Raw genomic sequence first — 19,148 nt, 5'->3', positions numbered from 1 at the left:
GCGGACAGAAATTACTTCTGCTTGACGCCTTCCAGCGAGATGTCCAGGTCGACGGTCTGGGAAGTCGGGCCTGGGCCCTTGATGCCGAAGTCGTTCAGGTTCAGCGTGGTCTTGGCGTTGAAGCCGGCACGTTCGCCGCCCCATGGATCCTTGCCTTCACCGTTGAACGTGGCCTTGAAGGTCACAGGCTTGGTCACGCCGTGGAAGGTCAGGTCGCCGGTCACATCAGCGGTTTTCTCGCCGGTGGATTTAACCGCAGTGGAGACGAACTTGGCATCGGCGAACTTGCCGACATCCAGGAAGTCCTTGCTTGCGATGTGCTTGTCACGTTCGGCGTGGTTGGACCACAGGCTGGCGGTTTTCACGTCGACCGCGATTTTGCTGGCTTCAGGCTTGGTGGCATCCCAGCTGAACGTACCATCCCAGTCCTTGAAGGTACCATGGATGTAGCTGTAGCCCAGGTGGCTGATTTTCCAGTCGATGAAGGCGTGCTGGCCTTCCTTGTCGATCTTGTAGTCGGCAGCCATCACCTGACCTGCAGACAGCAGCGCTGTACCGATTGCCAGAGCGGCGAGGGTCTTTTTCAACATGCTTTCTATTCCTTGTGAGTCGAGGTTGAACATCAGGCTTTGCGCCCCAGCATTCTCGTCAGGGTCGCATCACGATCGATAAAGTGGTGTTTCAACGCAGCCACGCCGTGCAAGCCGGCGAAGACTACCAACACCCAGGCGAGGTACAGGTGCACCACGCCAGCGGTGTCTGCCTGGTCCGGTAGACCGGAAACCACGGCAGGAATTTCGAACAGGCCAAACACCGGGATACCGACACCGTCTGCGGTGGAAATCAGGTAACCGGCGATCATCACGGCAAACAGCCCGAGATAAAGGAACGCGTGGCCGAACGCGGCACCGATACGGGTCAAGCGGCTGTAACTGGCCAGCGGCGGAGGCGGCGGGCTGATCAGGCGCCAGACAATACGCACCAGCATGATGGCGAACAGCGTGATGCCGATGCTCTTGTGCAGGTCCGGTGCGTCCTTGCGCCAGGCGCTGTAGTAGTCCAAACCCACCATCCACAAGCCCAGGGCGAACAGGCCGAACACCACCAGGGCCACGCCCCAGTGCAAAACCATACTGACCCAGCCGTAACGGGCCGGTGAGTTACGTAGCTGCATGTACTTAATCCCGTAAGAGCTGCGCCCAAGACTAGCGATTTACCTATCGAATTAAAGCGGAAAATTTCGCTTTGAAATATCGAGAAATATGATCTTGAGGGTATGAACAGTAAATTAACCAAGGATTAAGGACTATCCAGAAGAAACGTGACAGTCCGTCCTGTGTTTACTGCCAATTCATGCGTTATGGGTTGTGACACCGCCGCCCATTGCATAGGCTTGCGCGATTGTTTCACCTGCGCCGCTCGCAGGACCGCTTCGAGGAGATCACCGATGGGCTTGAACAACCAGTGGATGCAACGCGACCTCGCGGTGCTGTGGCATCCCTGCACCCAGATGAAAGACCACCAGCAACTGCCGCTGATCCCGATCAAGCGCGGTGAAGGCGTCTGGCTGGAAGACTTCGAAGGCAAGCGCTACCTCGACGCCGTCAGCTCCTGGTGGGTCAACGTCTTCGGCCACGCCAACCCGCGCATCAACCAGCGCATCAAGGACCAGGTCGACCAGCTGGAACACGTGATCCTCGCCGGTTTCAGCCACCAGCCGGTGATCGAGCTGTCCGAGCGCCTGATCAAGATGACCCCCGAGGGCCTGACCCGCTGCTTCTATGCCGATAACGGTTCGTCGTGCATTGAAGTCGCGCTGAAGATGAGCTTTCACTATTGGCTCAACCGTGGCCTGCCGAATAAAAAACGCTTCGTCACCCTGACCAACAGCTACCACGGCGAAACCATCGCCGCGATGTCGGTGGGCGACGTGCCGCTGTTTACCGAGACCTACAAGGCGCTGCTGCTGGACACCCTCAAGGTGCCGAGCCCGGATTGCTACCTGCGTCCCGAGGGCATGAGCTGGGAAGAACACTCGCGCACGATGTTCCTGGCCATGGAACAGACCCTGGCCGAGCACCACGACAGCGTCGCCGCCGTGATCGTCGAGCCGCTGATCCAGGGCGCCGGCGGCATGCGCATGTACCACCCGGTGTACCTCAAGCTGCTGCGCGAGGCCTGCGACCGCTACGGTGTGCACCTGATCCACGATGAAATCGCCGTGGGCTTCGGCCGCACCGGGACCCTGTTCGCCTGTGAACAGGCCGGCATCCGCCCGGACTTCCTGTGCTTGTCCAAGGCCCTGACCGGCGGCTACCTGCCGTTGGCCGCCGTGGTCACCACCGATGACGTCTACGACGCGTTCTACGACGACTACCCGACCCTGCGCGCCTTCCTGCACTCCCACAGCTACACCGGCAACCCGCTGGCATGTGCGGCGGCCTTGGCAACCCTGGATATTTTCGAAGAAGACAACGTCATCGAAAACAACAAGGCCCTGGCCCGGCGCATGGCCACGGCAACAGCGCATTTGGTCGACCATCCGCATGTCTCGGAAGTACGCCAGACCGGCATGGTGCTGGCGATCGAGATGGTCCAGGACAAGGCCACCAAGACCGCTTACCCGTGGCAGGAGCGCCGTGGTCTCAAGGTGTTCGAACACGCCCTGGAACGCGGCGCGCTGTTGCGGCCGTTGGGCAGCGTGGTGTATTTCCTGCCGCCCTATGTAATTACACCGGAGCAGATCGACTTCCTCGCCGAAGTCGCCAGCGAAGGCATCGATATCGCCACCAACAGCAAAGTCAGCGTGGCGGTGCCGAAGGATTTCCACCCTGGTTTCCGCGATCCGGGTTGATTGCCGGCACACCTACACCTTTTTCCAGAGAACCGACATGAGACTGTCCCGCTTTTTCACCGACACCCCGCTGAGCCTCGGCGATCACGAACTGCCCGAAGCCCAGGCGCACTACATCAGCCGCGTGCTGCGCATGGGCGAAGGTGACGCCGTGCAATTGTTTGACGGCTCCGGCCAGGAATTCCTGGGCAGCCTGCTGGAAGTCGGGAAGAAACGCGTCACCGTGCAACTGACGGAAAGCTTCGCCGGCCAGGCCGAATCGCCGCTGCACATCCACCTCGGCCAGGGCCTGTCCCGGGGCGAGCGCATGGATTGGGCGATCCAGAAAGCCACCGAGCTGGGCGTCAACGCCATCACGCCGATCTTCAGCGACCGCTGCGAAGTGCGCCTCAAGGACGAACGCGCCGACAAACGCCTGCTGCACTGGCGCCAGGTGGCGATCAGCGCGTGCGAGCAGTGCGGGCGTTCGACGGTACCGGTGATTCACCCGCCGTTGCTGCTGGCGGACTGGTTGAAGCAGGTCGAGGCGGACCTGAAACTGGTGCTGCACCCGGTGGCCGAGCCGCTGGTCAGCCATGCCAAGCCTGCGAGCCTGGCGTTTCTGATCGGCCCGGAGGGCGGGCTGACCGACAACGAAGTCGACACCGCCCAAGGCGCTGGCTTCCACGCCGCCCGCCTCGGCCCGCGCGTGTTGCGCACCGAGACTGCGCCGGTGGTGGCATTGGCGGTCGCCCAACAGCTGTGGGGCGACTTCTAACCCACTTTGCAACCCCTCCCACATTCGGATGGGGTTACCCCTTCTTACTCCACCGGATCGCTGACCGGCTTGGCAATGATCGCCTTCAACTCACTGGTCATCGGGAATTCCAGGTTCAAGCCCTTGGGCGGAATCGGCTGTTCAAACCAGCGCTGGTAAATCCCGTTGATCTCCCCCGAGCGGTACAGGTCGCCGAGGGTCTCGTTGACCACCGTCAGAAACTGCGGATCATCCTTGCGCACCATGCAGCTGTAGATCTCCCGCGACTGCTCCTCGCCCACCACCACCCAGTTGTGTGGGTCCTTGGCTTTGGCGCGTTCGCCGTAGAGCAATGCATCGTCCATATAGAACGCGGCCGCGCGGCCTGTCTCGAGCATCTTGAACGCCTCGCCGTGGTCCTTGGCGCTGATCACGAACATATTGCTCTTGTGCTCGGCGTTATAGCTCTTTAGAAAACGCTCGTTGGTGGTGCCGGCGGTGGTCACCACGTTCTTGCCCTTGAGGTCGTCAAACCCTTTGATGCCGCTATCCTTGGCGGTCAACAATTGGCCCTTCACGTAGATAAACCCGTAGGAAAATGCCACCTGTTTCTGCCGCTCGGCCGTGACTCCGGTGGAGCCGCACTCCAGGTCGACGGTGCCGTTCTGCACCAGCGGAATCCGCGTTTGAGAGGTCACCAGGTTGTACTTCACCTTCAGGTCAGCCACCCCGGTTTTCTGCTGGATACGCTCGACGATCTTGCCGGCCAGGTCCACCGAATAGCCCATCGGCTTACCGCTGTGATCCCCCACGTAGGAAAACGGCACCGACGCATCGCGATAGCCCAGGGTGATGGACTGGGTGCTGGCGATCTTGCCCAGCGTACCGTCCAGCGGCGCCTGGCTGGCATGGGCGTGTACTCCCAGCAAAAGGCCGATGCAGCCGGTCAACAGGATTTTTTTCATTGTTATTCTCCGTTGGTTTTTGACGTTATTTTCGTACCGCAATCACGCTGATTTCCACCAGCACGCTCGGCCGCGCCAGTTCCGCTTGCAGGGTGGTGCGCGTCGGCGCCATCCCGGGCGATAGCCAGGCGGCCCATACCTCATTCATCGGCGCAAAACCGCTGCCGATGTCTTTCAAGTAAATGGTCGCATTGAGCAAATGATCCTTGTCACTGCCGGCCTGGGCCAGCAGCGCATCGATCCTGGCCAGCACTTCGCGGGTCTGCGTCGCCACATCCTGGCCTTCGCCGGGCACCTGGCCCGAAAGGAATACCAGATCCTTGAACGTGACGGCGCCGGACAGCCGGTCGTTGCTGCTGATTCGGTTGATGGTCATGGGTCAATCCTCACGCGGCGCGGGGTGCCAGGCCCTGCATATCAATGGAAGGTAGGTGATGGCCGATCAGCTCGGCCAGCAATTGGCCGCTGCCGCACGCCAGGGTAAAGCCGAGGGCGCCGTGGCCCAGGTTCAGCCACAGGTTGCGATAGACACTGGGGCCAATCAGCGGCACACCGGTCGGGGTGGCGGGACGCATACCGGCCCATTCCACAGCATTGGCATAGTCGCCAGCCGTAGGAAATGTCTCGACCGCCTGGCGTTTCATCAGCGCCAGGCGCTTGGGCTCAAGGCTGGCGTCAAAGCCGACAATATCCACCATGGCCGCCACCCGCAGCTGTTCGCCGATACGCGCGTAGACCATCTTGCGGTCGTAGTCGGTGATGCTCACATTCGGCGCCTGATGCTGTGCGCCCATCGGCACGCTGAGGCTATAGCCCTTGAGTGGATACAGTGGCAGTGACACGCCGGGCAATGCCAACTCGGCGCTGCGATGGCCCGCCGCGAGCACCAGTTGCTCCACCGGCATCACCTCGCCACCCAATTCGATGGCTTGCACCGCGCCATCCCCATGGCGAATCCCGGTGACCTTGCGCCCCAGCAGAAAGGTGCAGCGCCCCGACGCTTCGAGCCTTTGCGCCAGGCGTTGGCAAAAGGCATGGCAGTCCGCGACTTCCTCGTTGGGCGTGTAGATACCGCCCACAAACTGATCAGCCACCTGCGCCAGCGCCGGCTCCAGGCGCGCACAATCCAGGGCCGACAGCACCTGTTGTTGCAGGATGTCGGTGACCTTGCTGCGCGCACGCTCAAAGGTCTCGGCATTGCGAAAGGTCACCAGCTTGCCGTTACGCCGCCAATTGAACGTGTCCAGGCGATCGTCGACGCGCCATTGCTGCAAGGTGTTTTGGCTCAGGTTCGCCAGGCGCAGCAGGTGCGCGGCGTTGCGCTTGTTCACCGAGCCACGGCAGGCGCCGATGAAGGCGGCCATCCAGCGCCATTGCTGAGGGTCCAGGCGTGGGCGCAGCTTCAGCGGCGAGTCACCGCGCAGCAGCCAGCCAATCGCCTGCAACGGCACCCCTGCATCCGCCAGCGGTGCGACGTAGCGGTAGGACAATTGCCCGCCATTGGCGAAACTGGTTTCGCTGCCCACGGTGTCACGCGCGTCGATCACCGTCACGTCATGACCTGCACGTACCAACGCGTAGGCACTCGCCAGGCCGATAACGCCACCACCAATGATGCAAACCTGCCCGGCCATTCAACACCCCCAGCCCTTGATCCAAGAAAGCCCCAGCGTAGGTGCAGGTGACAGGCCGCCGACAATGAATAAAGATGGGGCACCTATAAACAAAGGTTATGGACCTGCCATGCGCTTGCGTCATATCGAAATCTTCCAGGCCATCCGCCAGACCGGCTCCATCAGCGCCGCCGCCCAGTTGCTGCATGTCTCCCAACCGGCGGTGACCAAGGTGTTGCAACATGCCGAGTTACAATTGGGTTTCCCGCTGTTTTTGCGGGTACGCGGCAAATTGCAGCCCACGCCCGAAGCCCTGGCGCTGGAAAGCGAAGTCGAAAAAGTCACCGCGAGCCTGCAAGGCGTGCGGCGGCTGGCCAAGAGCCTGCGCCGCGCCCCGGGGCAAAGTGTACGGATTGGTGCAATCCCGGCATTGGCACTGTCGCTGCTGCCCCCGGCGATCCTGGAATGGAAGCGCGACTACCCGGACATCGCCTGCGAACTGTCCAGCGACCATAGCCGCGAGCTGGTGCAAAAACTGTTGATGCGCGAGATCGACCTGGCACTGACCCTCAGCTTCTCGGGCCATCCCGGGTTGACCACACAAGTGCTGGCCAACGGTGTGTTGGTGGCCCTGGCGTCGAAAAACTACTGGCCGGACGCTGAGCTGCATCAAGCCCTGCCCCTGGCAGACCTGGCGGGGGCACCGTTGATTGGCCTGTCCAGCGCCGACCCGCTGGCGGCGAAGCTCGACAACTACCTGGAGAGCGTCGACCCGCCGCCTCGGGTGACGATCTCGGTGCAAACCTATTCCCTGGCACGGGCGATGGTGGAGTCCGGCGCCGGCTTGACGGTCATCGACCCCTTTACCGCCCTCGGCGCATCGACGGCGACCACCTGCATCCGCACGCTTACACCGCCGCTGCCGATCACCCTCTACGCCTTGACCCGTGCCAATGAACCACCGCCGCATATGCTGGCCAACCTGCTACAGATCCTCGGCAACCGGGCTCGGGAGCTGCTGGAGCGCCTATAACACGTAGTGCATGATCGCCACGAAATGCAGCAGGCTGCCGCCGATCACAAACAAATGCCAGATCCCGTGGGAATGCCGCAGGCGATGCTCCAGGGCAAAGAAGATGATGCCGACGGTGTACAGCACCCCGCCCGCCGCCAGCCAGATAAACCCGGCGGTGCCCAGCGCGGCGATCAGCGGCTTGACCGCCACCAGCACGATCCAGCCCATCACCGCGTAGATCACGATGGACAGGATGCGCGCCTCGGAACGCGGCTTGATCTCCTGCAGGATGCCGATCACCGCCAGCCCCCACACGATGCCGAACAGCGTCCAGCCCCACGGGCCTCTCAACGTCACCAGGCAAAACGGCGTGTAGCTGCCGGCGATCAGCAGGTAGATCGAAAAGTGATCGACCTTCTGCATGATCTCTTTTCGCCGCCCCTGCACGCTGTGGTACACGGTCGACGCGCTGTACAGCACCATCAGCGTAAAGCCATAAATCGCCACGCTGACGATCTTCCAGGGGCTGCCATCCAGGCTCGCCACCACCAACATCCACACGGCGCCAATACACGCCGCGACTGCACCGAGCAAATGGCTCCAGGCGTTGAATCGTTCCCCGTGATACATCTGTCACTGACCTCCTGTAGCCGCTGGAACTGGCTGGCAAGCGTCCAGCCTTGCGCATAAGAGTGCAAGCGACTTGTGACGTTCCGAGGACGCCGCCGGGTTTTGCGGGCACAATCGGACGCATTCGAACAAGAGCCCACGGCCATGCTGATCGACGAAGAATTCACCCTCAAGAAGCTGGAAATCTTCCTGGCATTCATGCGCACCGGCAACCTGGCCCGCGCCGCCGCCGAGCTGCAAACCAGCAATGTCAGCGTGCACCGCGCCATCCACTCGCTGGAAAATGCCTTGCGCTGCCCGCTGTTCAAACACGAGGGCCGCAACCTCACGCCGCTGGAAAGCGCCTACGTGCTGGAAGAACGCGCACAGAAACTGATCGCCGATGTGGTCGACAGCGTACGCCTGACCCGCGAAGCCGCCGGTTTCTCCGCCGAACGCTTCAAGCTCGGCTCGCTGTATTCGCTGACGGTCAAGACCGTGCCGCAATTGATCATGGGCCTGAAGATCAGGCGCAGCGAACTCAATATCGACCTGATCCTCGGCTCCAATTTCGACCTGCTGTACAAGCTCAAGAATATGGAAGTCGACGCAATCCTCATCTCCCTCGACGAACACGCCAACGACCCCGACTGCGAACAGATCGAGCTGTTCTGCGACGACATCTTCCTCGCCACCCCGGCCGACTCGCCCTTCGACCGCGCCCAGGAAATCGACCTGGCCGACGTGCGCGACGCCACCTTCATCACCCTCACCCAAGGCTTCGCCACCCACCAGGATGGCAACCGGGTGTTCAAGCAGGCGGGGTTCGAGCCCAAGGTGGCGATGCAGGTCAATGACATCTTCACACTGCTGAGCATGGTCAGTTCGGGGGTGGGTTATGCGTTGCTGCCGGGAAGGATTGCGGCGGTGTACGAGAACCGCGTGAAGCTGATACCGCTGCAACCCAGGTATCGGTTGCAGCAGCATATCGGCGTGGTGTTCCTGAAGGCCAAGGAGCGTGATCCGAATTTACTGGCGTTGCTGGCGGAGTGTCGGATGTATGCCAATCGGCAGGGAACAGCCTGACACTCCGCAACCCCCAAGGTCAGCCCACCAACCCACGCACAATGAAGTACAGCAACGAAGGCCCCAGCAAACACCCAAGCCCGGTATGGAACGTCGCCGTCAACGCGCCATACGGCACCAAGCGCCGATCCGTCGCCGCCAGCCCTGCCGTCACGCCGCTCACGGTGCCGGCCAAGCCACCGAACACCATCGCCGAACGCGGGTTGTCCAAGCCCATCCAACGCGCCGCCACCGGTGTGCCGACCATCACCAGGATCGCCTTGATCAACCCGGTCGCAATGGACAGCGCCATCACATCCGAAGTCGCGCCAATCGCCGCACCGGTCACCGGGCCGACGATGTAAGTCACGGCACCCGCGCCGATGGTGGTCATGCTGATCGCGTCGCGATAGCCAAACACCCAGGCCATGCTGGCGCCGACGATAAACGGCAGGATCGTGCCCAGCAGCAGTGCAATCACACCGATCATCCCGGCCTTGCGCGCTTCGGTGGCCTGTACCTCGAACGCCGTGGCAACAATGGCGAAGTCGCGCAGCATCGCGCCGCCCATCAGGCCGATGCCGGAGAACAGCGCCAGGTCGGCCAGGCCTTTTTGCCCGCCGGTAAGGGTGCCGCCGATCCAGGCCAGGACCAGGCCGATGACGATGGCAATCGCCGAGCCGTGGATGCGCCCGAACGTCAGGCGCTTGGACAGCACCACGGAAATCCACATCACCACGCCAACAAAGGCAAACGCAGTGATCAGGCCGTTATGTTCCAGGCCTTTTTCGATGAGATCCCACATATCAGCGACCTCCCGCAGGCACGATCAGCGGCTCTTCGGCGGGCAGGGGCTCGCCCTTGTGCGTACGACTGATCAAAGCGATGGTGCAACCACAGACCACCACCGAACCAATCGCCGCCAGCACCGCGACCGGGCCGCCGTGCAGGGCGGTCACGACGTTCTGCTGCGCGGCCATCGCCACCACCACGGGGATGTACATGGCGCCCCAAAAGCCCACGCCCATCTCGCATTCCTTGGTCATGCCGCCGCGTTTTTGCATCCACAGGCGAGCGCAGATCAGCAGGATCATGGCGATGCCCACCCCGCCCACGTTGGATTTGACGCCCAGCAACACGCCGAGCATGTCGCCCATGATCACGCCTGCCAGCGTGCAGATCGCCAGCAATGCCACACCGTAAATAATCATTGTTGTTGTCCTCGAAGTGCTCGATCGAAATTGTTGTTTTTGTGCTTCGACAGCCTTGGGTGGTGCTTTATCGGTGGTGGCGCTCCTCCTCTTCCAGCAGGGCCTGCAAGGTATCCAGGCGTGCGCCTTCGCAGGCGATCACCGTGCCTTGTTCGAACACGCGGCGTGACAGGCCGGTGAGCACGGCGCCCGGGGGCAGTTCGATTTGCAGGCGCACACCGCGCTCGTAGGCGCTTTGTACGGTGCCGCGCCAGTCAACGACGCGGCACATGTTGAAGGCCAGGTCGTCGCGCAGGTGTTCGGGGTTGTGGATCGGCCGCGCGCGGGTGCTGCTCAGGTAGGTGATGCGCGGCGCCTTGAGCGGGACAAATGCCTGGGCCAGGACCTCGGCCGGTTGCGCCAGCAGCGCGCAATGGGACGGCACACTGACGGCCAGGCGCTTGGCGATGCCGTTGCCCTTGATACGCGCGGCGACACGCTTCATGGCCTCGTCGCTGCCGGCGATCACAGCCTGGTTATCGGCGTTGATATTGGCCAGGTACACCGGGGTTTCGGGGCTGTGGATGTCGGCGAGGAGTGTTTCGACGGTGGATAACTCCACGCCGATGATCGCGGTCATGCCGTAGCCGTGTGGATAAGCGTTTTGCATCAGTTGGCCGCGCAGGCTGACCAGCTTTACCGCATCGGCAAAATCCAGGGCCCCGGCGATGACCGCCGCCGGGTAGGCGCCGATGGACAGGCCCGCCACGTAATCCGGGGTGCGCTCCAACAGGCGGGCGTGGGCGACGCCGGCGATCAACAGGCACAGTTGCACGGCGCGGGTCGACTCAAGGGCCTGGGCTGAGTCGAGCCGGCGCACGTCTTCACCCAGGGCATCGCTGGCTTCTTCCAGCACAGGTTCGGGCAGCGACTGGAGCATGCCTGGTCGCTGGGCACCCTGCCCCGGAAACACCAGGAGGCTACTCATGCCACGGCCTGCCAGGGATCGTCGACCAGGTGCGCGCCGCTGATGGTTTTCAACAGCACGCGACGTGATCCACCGGCCCATTCGCGCAAGGCCACGGCGCCGAACGGGGTTTGCAGTTGCAGGTCCACAGGGCACACCGCCGTGTCCAGGCTCGCCAACAGGTCCTCGGCATCGGCGCGTTCAAGGCGCTTGGGCGTGCGCAGGATCAAATCCAGATCACTCTGGGCATGCAGCGCTTCGAGGCCGGTGGCCAATTCAAAGCCTGCGCTACCGCTGACGCCCCATGTCTCGTGCACCAGCACCGAACGCAATTGAGCAAGCGCTTGCAGCGCGGGTAAATCCCTTGACGAAACCACGTCGCGCAGGGCTTCCGGTGCAACACGCCGCTGCACCGCCGCCAACGGCATCTCGGCGGCGAACCGCTGCTCACGCAAACGCCCGCGCACGCCGACCGCCACATGCCCCGACGCGGCAATGGCGCGGCGCACCACCACGGGATGGCCGGCGCCGAGCGCTTCGAGCACCCAGGCCGGGGCATCGGCGGGCGCATGCGCCGGGGTCATGCCCCAGAGCAAGTCGTGGGCGTTCACCATTGTTCCCGCAGCAGTTGGCGAACGTGGCTTGAGGCTGCGCGATTAGTCGCGCCGAGGCGTCCGCGCAGATCGGCGCTGCCGATGTCCTTGATCGCATTCACCAGGCAATCGCTGACCCGCGCTATATCGTCCGCCGTGGGCTGTTCAATCTGGCTGACCGACAAGGTCTCCCACAGCAAGCCAAGGCTGGCATAGCTGTCGATGTCATAGGCCATGGGCGGCACACTGGCGGCCAGGGCTTCCAACTCTTCGACGCTACGCAGGGTCACCCGCGCAGCCGAGGCCTTGCCCATGGCATGCACCATCACGCCGGGATCGCGCAGGGCAATCAGGCGGTTGGCTTGATAGCCATGGGCGAGGAACGCACCGGACATGGCCTTGCCCACCAGCAGCGCAATCACCGGATGGCCGGCGAGGCGAGCGCGAGCATAGCTGTCGACGGCAGCGGCCAGGGCCTGATGGATGCCGAGGGCTTCTTCACGACGGCCGTAGGCCTGGCTGGGCACATCGACGATGGCGATGATCGGGCGCTTGTCACCTCGGGCGATGGCTTCATCGACGGCCTTGGCCAAACCCCAGCCCTCCAACAAACCGACTTCGCCATTGCGCGCCCGAGGGAAGCGGTTTTGCGCGTCAGTCACTACGGCGACAAAGCGCACCTTTTGCTCACCCAATACACCGTCGGCCACCCTCAGCGACGCCGGTAAATCGTCTACAACTGGAGCGCCGGCGCTCAATGCGTTGAACCACAGCAAACCTCTCATGAGCGTTCTCCCTGATACAGCTCGCGCACCGTCGCCGGGTCGATTTGCGCTACGGCGTCCAACTCGGCCAAGCGTGCGAGGTAATAATCAGCCTGGCGACTGCGCTGTTGTGCGGGCACGCCTTGCTGCAGCAACGCGCTGACCGTCTGCTGGATCTGCGCCACATCATCGGCCACGTAACGGTCGGCCAGGCCACTGTTAAAACGCTGTTCGCCGCCCGTGAGGCTCCAGATAAAAGGACGGTCGCGGGAGTCGTACTCTTCCAGCCCGGCTTCCTGTTCGATCACCTGCGGACCATTCAGCCCCAGGCGCGCTTCGCGGGTGACGACGAGGTAGCTGCACAGCCCGGCCGCGATGGACATGCCGCCGAAACAGCCAACGCTGCCCGCCACTACGCCGATCACCGGCTGGTACTGGCGCAGGTCGACAATCGCCGCGTGTATATCGGCAATCGCGGCCAGGCCGAGGTTGGCTTCCTGCAAGCGCACGCCGCCGGTTTCCAGCAGCAGCACGGCGCGGGTCGGGATGCCCTTGCGGTTGTCTTCGGCTGCCAGCTCCAGGGCGCCGGCGATTTTTGCGCCGCCCACTTCACCGAGGCTGCCGCCCTGGAAGTTGCCTTCAATGGCCGCAATCACTACGGGCAAGTCGCCGAGGCTGCCCTTGGCGATCACCACGCCGTCATCGGCCTGGGGCACAACACCTTGGCGGCTGAGCCAGGGCGACATGACCCTCTGGAACGGGTCGATCAGTTCGCGAAAGGTGCCGGCATCCAACAAGGCCTTGGCCCGCTGCCGCGCCCCCAGTTCCACGAAGCTGTGTTTAGCCAGCAAGTCAGTCATGGCCGATCTCCTCGAAACCCTGCTCCAGGCGCAGGCGCACCACGCCGGGGGTGGCGCCGAAATCGTGAATATCAATGTTCAGGGCCGGGGGCGTCTGCTCCTGGAAGATCCGCTCGAACAGGTGCTGCCAGCGTTGTTCGGCGCCATTTACCGAGGTCTGTACCTGGATGGTCAACGTGCCGGCCGTGCCCGGTTCCAGCAGCACTTCCAGGTCGCCCGAGCCGACGCAACCCACCAGCGCACGGCCTGTTGGCGGCTGCCCGGCGGGGAATTCAAAGGATAAGGTTTCCATCACAACGCTCCGTCGAGGCGGTCGATAAACAGGCAGGCGGCCAACAGGTCGGCGGCGCCGCCGGGGGAGGCATTCAGGGCCAGCAGTTGGTGGTCCAGTTCATGCAATTGGCGGCGCCCGGCGAGGCTTGCGCTGCCGCCGGCGTCCAGCACGGCCTGGGCGCCGCGCTGCATGGCATGCAGGCCTTCCACGCCGGCGCGATAGAGCACGCAGGTGTCGGCCAGCTCGGTCATGATCGCGAGCAAGGCGTCCAGGCGCGCGTTCTGTTCACCAGCATTTTGCTGGCGGCTTTTGTGCAGTTGCGGCAGACCACGTTGGGTCACGGCGGGGAAGCCCAGTTGCGCTTCTTCACGGGCACCGCGTGCGCCATAACGCTGGGCGACCTGGGCGCCGTGGCTCGGGGTTTGCGGCGCGTAACGGTCGTTGAGCAGGGCCAGTCTGGCGGCATTCAGCGGTATGGCGCGGGGGTCCAGCGCGGCCGCTGCGGTCAGTAGGCCAAGGGCCCAGATCGCACCGCGATGGGTGTTCACGCCGTGGGTGGTGGCGAGCATCGCTTGTTCACCTTCGCGCCCGATACGGCCGAGGGCTTCGCGCAGGGGCAAGCCGACCTCGCCGAATTCAAGCGCCGCCTCGGCCATTGCCTTGAACATCGGCCACAGCGACAGCGCCGAAGCGTGCATCAGCCCCAAGTGCAAATCGCTGTGGGCGCCGTTGCCGCGGCGGTCCACCAGGGCGGGCTTGGGTGACAGGTCGGCTTCATCGATCAGCGCATCGACGGCCATATCCGCCAGGCGATCCGCGAGGCTAAGTTCGTGCAGTTTAAGGGCGCGCATTTACCAGCTCCTGAATTTGGCGGGCGGGTTGTACAGGCCACCGGACCACTCCACCAGGTCGGCCACGCTCTTGGCGGCCAACAACTCGCGGGTGGCGTCGGTACGGCGGATGCCCAAATCTTCGGGCAAGGCGATCAGGCCCTCGCGGCGCATGCGCGCGGTGTCCTTGGGGTTGTGGCGCATGCCGATGGCGGTCACCCCGGCGACGGCGGCGATCATCGCCTGGCGCTCTTCCTGGGACCGCGCCTTGTACAGGTAGGCGATGCCTTCTTCGGTGAGCAGGTGGGTGACGTCGTCACCGTAGATCATGATCGGCGCCAGGGGCATGCCGCTTTTGCGCGCCACTTCCACGGCGTCGAGGGTGTCGACGAAGGTGGGCTTGCCGCCTTCCTGGAAGGTCTCGACCATCTGCACCACGAGCTTTTTGCCGCGCTCCAGCAGCGCTTCCGGCGCGTCGCCGTGGCGCATGTCCAGCCATGCCGGCGTGCCGTGACGACGACCGCGCGGGTCGTGGCCCATGTTCGGCGCCCCACCGAAACCGGCGAGGCGGCCACGGGTCACGGTGCTGGAATGACCGTCGCCGTCGACTTGCAGGGTCGCACCGATAAACAGGTCCACCGCGTATTGGCCGGCCAGCTGGCAGAACATTCGGTTGGAACGCATCGAACCGTCGCGGCCGGTGAAAAACACATCCGGGCGCGCGGCGATGTAGTTCTCCATGCCCAGTTCGGTGCCGAAGCAGTGCACGCTTTCTACCCAGCCGCTTTCGATGGCAGGGATCAGCGTGGGGTGCGGGTTGAGGGTCCAGTTACGGCAGATCTTGCCCTTCAGGCCCAGGGATTCACCGTAGGTGGGCAGGATCAATTCAATGGCGGCGGTGTTGAAGCCGATCCCATGGTTGAGGGACTGAACATTGTGTTTTTCGTAGATGCCGCGGATCGCCATCATCGCCATCAGCACATGCACCGGCTTGATATGGCGCGGGTCGCGGGTGAACAGCGGCTCGATGTAGAACGGCTTGTCGGCCACCACCACGAAATCCACCCAACTGGCCGGGATGTCGACGCGGGGCAAGTCGCTGACGTCATCCACCAACTGGTTGACCTGCACGATCACAATGCCATCGCTGAACGCGGCGGGTTCGATCAGCGCCGGGGTGTCTTCGGTGCTGGCGCCGGTGTAGATATTGCCGGCACGGTCAGCCATGAAACCGGCGGACAGTACGACGTTGGGGATCAGGTCCACCACCAGCCGCGCATAGAGTTCGATGTAAGTGTGGATCGCACCGATTTCCAGCAGGCCGTCTTCGAGCAATTGGCTGATGCGCAGGGATTGGGTGCCGGCGAAGGAAAAGTCCAGCTTGCGCGCGATGCCCTTTTCAAACAGGTCCAGGTGCTCGGACCGCCCGACGCTGGGCATGATCATGTGCAAATCGTGGAGCTTGGCCGGGTCAGCCTTGGCCAGGGAGCGCGAGAGGAAGTCGGCCTGCTTCTGGTTGTTGCCTTCCAGCACCACGCGGTCGCCGGGGAGGATCAGCGCCTCAAGCGCCTCGACGATCCTGTCGCTGGGCAAAACCGCCCCGTCTGCATACTGCAAAACCCGCCCGAGCCGCCGCTGTTTCTCGTCGCGCCGCCGCGTCCAGCGCGAGTCGGGGTTTATTGTTGTTGTCATGGTCGCTCCACGGGTTTGCTGTCGTGGGCTGTACCTTAGGAGTGATTCGGGGGGCCATCAATCAAGCTTAGCGGTGGATCGTTACGGTTGGAGTAATGGAGAATCAGCAAACACTGATCCGAGCCAAAAGATGATCTAAATGTGGGAGGGGCTTGCCCCCGATAGCGGAGGGTCAGCTAAGTGATGTATCAACTGACACTCAGCCATCGGGGGCAAGCCCCCTCCCACATTTGTTCAGTGATGCCTGTTAGATAGCGGTCCCAAACAGGGGCTGATCAGTCCCTGTTTGGGACCTTTTCCAGCGAAGGGCTGACCTGCTCCAGCGCCCGATCCACCAACAACTGCCCCAACTCGGCCATTTGCTGGATCCCGAGCATGATGGCGCGCTGGGAAGTGTCCAGGTCGAAGGCCAGGTTGCAGGTGAGTGCGTTGAGGGAGGACAGGGTTTCGCTGGCGTTGACCAGCAGCGTTTCGGTGGTTTGGTGGGGGTTTACGGCGAAGAGAGGCAGATTAGGGGTAGGTTTGATCATGATGAAACTCCTAAACAGTCAGTAAGGAGCGCCACCGTTCGCTTGCACGCGAATGAGGGTGGCGACCGTGCGCAGGTGTGCAAGACCGGGCCTGTTTAGGACACCCAGCAGGTCCGAAGACCTCCTGCGCGCAGCCGCCATAAAGCAGCGAGCACAAAAAACGCCCGTTGGTTGGCAGGGCGTTTGTACGCCTAAACAGTTTCGTCGGACTTGCACGTCCGTGTCACCGTTTTTTGCGATGACGGGACGAAGACTAGGCGCGCTGACTGCACGCGACAAGTTCATGCACAACCCAAAATCTTGCAGGAAAAATCCGAAGCCAGCAGGCGCAGACCTACAGCCTCATGTCGATGCTCACGCCCCCCAAAGCTTCAAGCGGGTAGCTGCGGTACTCATAAACCTCCCCACGAACAATGAGATGGATGACTCCATCCACCTGGGTCACTTGGACATCAGGCTCCTTGGTTTTTAGAAATGGATGTGCCGACACCAATGACGTGAGTATTTCGTGATCATTGCCCAGATCCTTATGGACGTAGTACCTGTAGGAAAAACCCACCGTCGCACCACCCTGACTATCCCGCACGCCATAAATAGAGTTGCCGTTACTCAAGGAATGCTTGAGTACTACCTCATCCAACTCTGGTGTACCGGGACTCATCAACCAACCAACGCCCAAGTACCCGAGACACACCACCAGCAGCCCGTTGAGCAAGACCTGGATCGGCCACTTAATACCCTTGAGCTCTGGCATACTCGATACCCTCCTTGATCCAGTACTGGTCGCTATGGTCATCGCCATAGGGCGCATCACCCCACCAGTCCCCAAACTCCGGCCGAGATGTCCCCGCCGCTTTTTGCGCAGCACCCGCCGCTCTAAGCAACACACCTTCGGAGATACCCAACACCGTTCCGGTAACCCCATAGTTAAAGTTGCCGAACGCCTCGTACTCGCGACTTTTCTGTTTGTAATCCCAAGGACCACGCCCCCTGACCTGTGAGTAAAACCATGAATAGGTGAACGCCGAACCAGGCTTCAAATGCATCCTACGGTTGTTGGCCAGGGCGATATTGTCTTGCAGCGAAACGCCTGGGGGCATTGGAGGGACAGCCATATGCGAATCCTTGCTGATGGAGTTGAGTATCAAAAGCTAGCACTCAAAAATCAGCAAAAGCACCGAATCAGCACTTACAGAAATTTCATACAGCCATTCGATCAAAGCCTGATGTACGAACACAGCTTGTAGCATCCACGAGTTACCGACAGGCACGACAGAATGTTCCGACAGGTCTTTCAGGTTGTTGCTCGGAACCTGCCTCTCTAGCCTTTTTCGTCCAAATCCACCACGGGCGACCATCGTGAATCCGAACTCTAAACCCAATCTGCGTATGCACAACCCACCTCACCCAGGCGAAATTCTGCTTGAGGATGTAGTCCCGGCCCTCGGTATTACCATCACCGAAATGGCCAGACGCCTTGGCTTCGCCCGCGAGACTTTTTCAAGGATCTTGCATGGCCACGCCCCCGTCAGCCCAGACCTTGCCGTCCGGTTGGAGCGAGCCGGCGTAAGTACTGCGCAGTTATGGTTGTCGATGCAAAGTGCCCACGACTTGTGGCAGGCCGAGCATCGGGAGCAGCCGGTGATTGAGCGGTTTGCGCGGATTGACTAAGGAAAAAGCCTACCGGACGCTCAACGCGCCATGACGTTAACCACTACATGCAAAATGAACGCAGGGCCGTAACAAGGTTTCCCCTGCTCATCCTCGATTCTCCAGACTGAAGCCACCGTGCAGGTCTCCTTGGGTGCTGCAAACTCCACACTGATATGCACCGGCTGGCCCGGCAGCGTATCGGCAATAGGGAGCTCGCTGTGCAGGCTACGCAGATGAATATCCATCACAACCTCCAACTGACCCTGTGGATCGGTGCGGCGGGCAATCACATATTCCCTATCAACACGCACCAGTCGTCGCCCGCGCCAGGGTCGTGTGCCCAGGTTCTGAATCTCCCAGGTTTTCTGAAAGACTTCCCCCGGCAACACGACGGCTTGATCAGGCGTCGTGACATCGGCATTGAACACCGCAACGTCCTCCGGATCATCAATACCTGCAGCCCGATTGGTGGTAGCCATTGAGCACGCATAATCGGGCGCGCCTGTCAGGTCAGCGAAGTAGCGAAACAGTAGCAAGGGAGAAACCTGCAATGCCTTTGCCAGCTTGATCAGCGTACGCACCGACGGGTCCCTGGAGGCCCCAGCCGCTAGACCGTACAGGTAGGTTCTGGAAATTCCCGCCTCCTTGGCCAGCGCAGTCAGGGGCTTGCCCAGCTCGCGGCTGCGCCGTGCAACCAGTGACCTGAGGGTATCTCGCGTTCTTATATTCATACGAAGTTTGCGGTTCCCATTTTTAGGTGAACGTCATTTCTTTGTCCGCCAAAAAAGACAATCTGTCCGCCGCCACGTGTCTTGAACCATGCACACTCGCCACCTGCTGGCGATGTTGTGAAGGACATGGATGGCACCCTTTTAGCCGGTCATATCCAGTGTCGTAGTTTCTCGCATGCTTGCGAACTTAGTGTTTGTTGCATTCCT

At 61.9% G+C, this 19,148-nt stretch carries 24 protein-coding genes; 5 read left to right on the top strand and 19 right to left on the bottom strand.

Annotated features, from left to right (window positions below; genetic code table 11):
• Positions 1 to 11 precede the first annotated feature (11 nt).
• Positions 12 to 590, bottom strand: coding sequence for a YceI family protein (locus AC07OP_RS17135; protein WP_495102027.1), 579 nt, complete (start codon positions 588 to 590; stop codon positions 12 to 14).
• Between the two features lie 32 nt (positions 591 to 622).
• A complete protein-coding gene (locus AC07OP_RS17130; RefSeq protein ID WP_027606058.1) occupies positions 623 to 1,174 on the bottom strand; it encodes a cytochrome b in 552 nt (183 codons plus the stop codon).
• 273 nt (positions 1,175 to 1,447) lie between these two features.
• Here AC07OP_RS17130 and AC07OP_RS17125 point away from each other — a divergent pair, with 273 nt between their 5' ends.
• Both AC07OP_RS17125 and AC07OP_RS17120 read left to right on the top strand, forming a co-directional pair.
• A complete protein-coding gene (locus AC07OP_RS17125) occupies positions 1,448 to 2,854 on the top strand; it encodes an adenosylmethionine--8-amino-7-oxononanoate transaminase (protein ID WP_092355645.1) in 1,407 nt (468 codons plus the stop codon).
• Between the two features lie 37 nt (positions 2,855 to 2,891).
• Positions 2,892 to 3,611, top strand: a complete 720-nt coding sequence (locus AC07OP_RS17120) for a 16S rRNA (uracil(1498)-N(3))-methyltransferase (protein WP_027606060.1) — start codon at positions 2,892 to 2,894, stop codon at positions 3,609 to 3,611.
• A gap of 44 nt (positions 3,612 to 3,655) precedes the next feature.
• Here AC07OP_RS17120 and AC07OP_RS17115 read toward each other — a convergent pair whose 3' ends face one another.
• From AC07OP_RS17115 to AC07OP_RS17105, 3 genes are read right to left on the bottom strand one after another with little or no spacing between them, the layout of a single operon-like run.
• Entirely contained in the window at positions 3,656 to 4,555 is a 900-nt protein-coding gene (locus AC07OP_RS17115) for a transporter substrate-binding domain-containing protein (RefSeq protein ID WP_495102028.1), read from the bottom strand.
• A gap of 25 nt (positions 4,556 to 4,580) precedes the next feature.
• Positions 4,581 to 4,931 (bottom strand): RidA family protein, encoded by a 351-nt coding sequence (locus AC07OP_RS17110; RefSeq protein WP_027606062.1) that lies wholly within the window; start codon positions 4,929 to 4,931, stop codon positions 4,581 to 4,583.
• A gap of 10 nt (positions 4,932 to 4,941) precedes the next feature.
• Positions 4,942 to 6,189, bottom strand: coding sequence for a D-amino acid dehydrogenase (locus AC07OP_RS17105; RefSeq protein WP_495102029.1), 1,248 nt, complete (start codon positions 6,187 to 6,189; stop codon positions 4,942 to 4,944).
• A gap of 109 nt (positions 6,190 to 6,298) precedes the next feature.
• Here AC07OP_RS17105 and AC07OP_RS17100 point away from each other — a divergent pair, with 109 nt between their 5' ends.
• The gene (locus AC07OP_RS17100) at positions 6,299 to 7,201 is read left to right on the top strand and encodes a LysR family transcriptional regulator (protein WP_495102030.1); all 903 of its coding nucleotides are present in this window, start codon (positions 6,299 to 6,301) and stop codon (positions 7,199 to 7,201) included.
• Here the strand turns inward: AC07OP_RS17100 and trhA are convergent.
• Positions 7,196 to 7,813: a PAQR family membrane homeostasis protein TrhA gene (gene trhA / locus AC07OP_RS17095; RefSeq protein WP_065938136.1), complete on the bottom strand. Its 618-nt coding sequence runs from the start codon at positions 7,811 to 7,813 to the stop codon at positions 7,196 to 7,198. The genes AC07OP_RS17100 and trhA overlap by 6 nt on opposite strands.
• 144 nt (positions 7,814 to 7,957) lie before the next feature.
• Here trhA and AC07OP_RS17090 point away from each other — a divergent pair, with 144 nt between their 5' ends.
• Entirely contained in the window at positions 7,958 to 8,878 is a 921-nt protein-coding gene (locus AC07OP_RS17090; RefSeq protein ID WP_065923829.1) for a LysR family transcriptional regulator, read from the top strand.
• A 19-nt stretch (positions 8,879 to 8,897) separates the two neighbouring features.
• Here the strand turns inward: AC07OP_RS17090 and madM are convergent, their stop codons facing one another.
• The 12 genes from madM to AC07OP_RS17030 all read right to left on the bottom strand — a co-directional run bounded on the left by madM (position 8,898) and on the right by AC07OP_RS17030 (position 17,672).
• Complete coding sequence (gene madM / locus AC07OP_RS17085) at positions 8,898 to 9,662, bottom strand: malonate transporter subunit MadM (RefSeq protein ID WP_098480789.1); 765 nt, start codon at positions 9,660 to 9,662, stop codon at positions 8,898 to 8,900.
• A 1-nt stretch (position 9,663) separates the two neighbouring features.
• Complete coding sequence (gene madL, locus AC07OP_RS17080) at positions 9,664 to 10,068, bottom strand: malonate transporter subunit MadL (protein WP_027606068.1); 405 nt, start codon at positions 10,066 to 10,068, stop codon at positions 9,664 to 9,666.
• A 67-nt stretch (positions 10,069 to 10,135) separates the two neighbouring features.
• Positions 10,136 to 11,035, bottom strand: a complete 900-nt coding sequence (gene mdcH, locus AC07OP_RS17075) for a malonate decarboxylase subunit epsilon (protein WP_495102031.1) — start codon at positions 11,033 to 11,035, stop codon at positions 10,136 to 10,138.
• Positions 11,032 to 11,628: a malonate decarboxylase holo-ACP synthase gene (locus AC07OP_RS17070; RefSeq protein ID WP_495102032.1), complete on the bottom strand. Its 597-nt coding sequence runs from the start codon at positions 11,626 to 11,628 to the stop codon at positions 11,032 to 11,034. Before AC07OP_RS17070 ends, mdcH begins: the two co-directional genes overlap by 4 nt.
• Positions 11,622 to 12,392, bottom strand: coding sequence for a biotin-independent malonate decarboxylase subunit gamma (gene mdcE / locus AC07OP_RS17065; protein ID WP_495102033.1), 771 nt, complete (start codon positions 12,390 to 12,392; stop codon positions 11,622 to 11,624). The genes AC07OP_RS17070 and mdcE overlap by 7 nt, the downstream gene beginning before the upstream one ends.
• The gene (locus AC07OP_RS17060; RefSeq protein WP_115485592.1) at positions 12,389 to 13,231 is read right to left on the bottom strand and encodes a biotin-independent malonate decarboxylase subunit beta; all 843 of its coding nucleotides are present in this window, start codon (positions 13,229 to 13,231) and stop codon (positions 12,389 to 12,391) included. Before AC07OP_RS17060 ends, mdcE begins: the two co-directional genes overlap by 4 nt.
• Positions 13,224 to 13,523 (bottom strand): malonate decarboxylase subunit delta, encoded by a 300-nt coding sequence (locus tag AC07OP_RS17055; protein WP_065923835.1) that lies wholly within the window; start codon positions 13,521 to 13,523, stop codon positions 13,224 to 13,226. Before AC07OP_RS17055 ends, AC07OP_RS17060 begins: the two co-directional genes overlap by 8 nt.
• Entirely contained in the window at positions 13,523 to 14,356 is an 834-nt protein-coding gene (locus tag AC07OP_RS17050; RefSeq protein ID WP_495102034.1) for a triphosphoribosyl-dephospho-CoA synthase, read from the bottom strand. Before AC07OP_RS17050 ends, AC07OP_RS17055 begins: the two co-directional genes overlap by 1 nt.
• The gene (gene mdcA / locus AC07OP_RS17045; RefSeq protein ID WP_495102035.1) at positions 14,357 to 16,027 is read right to left on the bottom strand and encodes a malonate decarboxylase subunit alpha; all 1,671 of its coding nucleotides are present in this window, start codon (positions 16,025 to 16,027) and stop codon (positions 14,357 to 14,359) included.
• 275 nt (positions 16,028 to 16,302) lie between these two features.
• Positions 16,303 to 16,557 carry a DUF6124 family protein gene (locus AC07OP_RS17040; protein WP_092355663.1) on the bottom strand — a complete coding sequence of 85 codons (255 nt, stop codon included), beginning with the start codon at positions 16,555 to 16,557 and terminating at the stop codon, positions 16,303 to 16,305.
• A 334-nt stretch (positions 16,558 to 16,891) separates the two neighbouring features.
• Positions 16,892 to 17,311 carry a hypothetical protein gene (locus AC07OP_RS17035; protein WP_115485588.1) on the bottom strand — a complete coding sequence of 140 codons (420 nt, stop codon included), beginning with the start codon at positions 17,309 to 17,311 and terminating at the stop codon, positions 16,892 to 16,894.
• Positions 17,289 to 17,672 carry a polymorphic toxin type 44 domain-containing protein gene (locus tag AC07OP_RS17030; RefSeq protein ID WP_193603507.1) on the bottom strand — a complete coding sequence of 128 codons (384 nt, stop codon included), beginning with the start codon at positions 17,670 to 17,672 and terminating at the stop codon, positions 17,289 to 17,291. The genes AC07OP_RS17035 and AC07OP_RS17030 overlap by 23 nt, the downstream gene beginning before the upstream one ends.
• 268 nt (positions 17,673 to 17,940) lie before the next feature.
• Here AC07OP_RS17030 and AC07OP_RS17025 point away from each other — a divergent pair, with 268 nt between their 5' ends.
• On the top strand, positions 17,941 to 18,228 hold the full coding sequence (locus AC07OP_RS17025) for a HigA family addiction module antitoxin (RefSeq protein WP_495102048.1): 288 nt from the start codon (positions 17,941 to 17,943) through the stop codon (positions 18,226 to 18,228).
• A gap of 20 nt (positions 18,229 to 18,248) precedes the next feature.
• On the opposite strand, the gene AC07OP_RS17020 is transcribed toward AC07OP_RS17025, so the two are convergent.
• Positions 18,249 to 18,941, bottom strand: a complete 693-nt coding sequence (locus tag AC07OP_RS17020; RefSeq protein ID WP_495102036.1) for an NBR1-Ig-like domain-containing protein — start codon at positions 18,939 to 18,941, stop codon at positions 18,249 to 18,251.
• Positions 18,942 to 19,148: the final 207 nt, after the last annotated feature.

The organism is Pseudomonas sp. GW821-FHT09D08 (genome assembly GCF_059416305.1).
The sequence above is the reverse complement of the archived record's forward strand: the minus strand, read 5'-3'. Positions and strand labels throughout refer to the sequence as shown.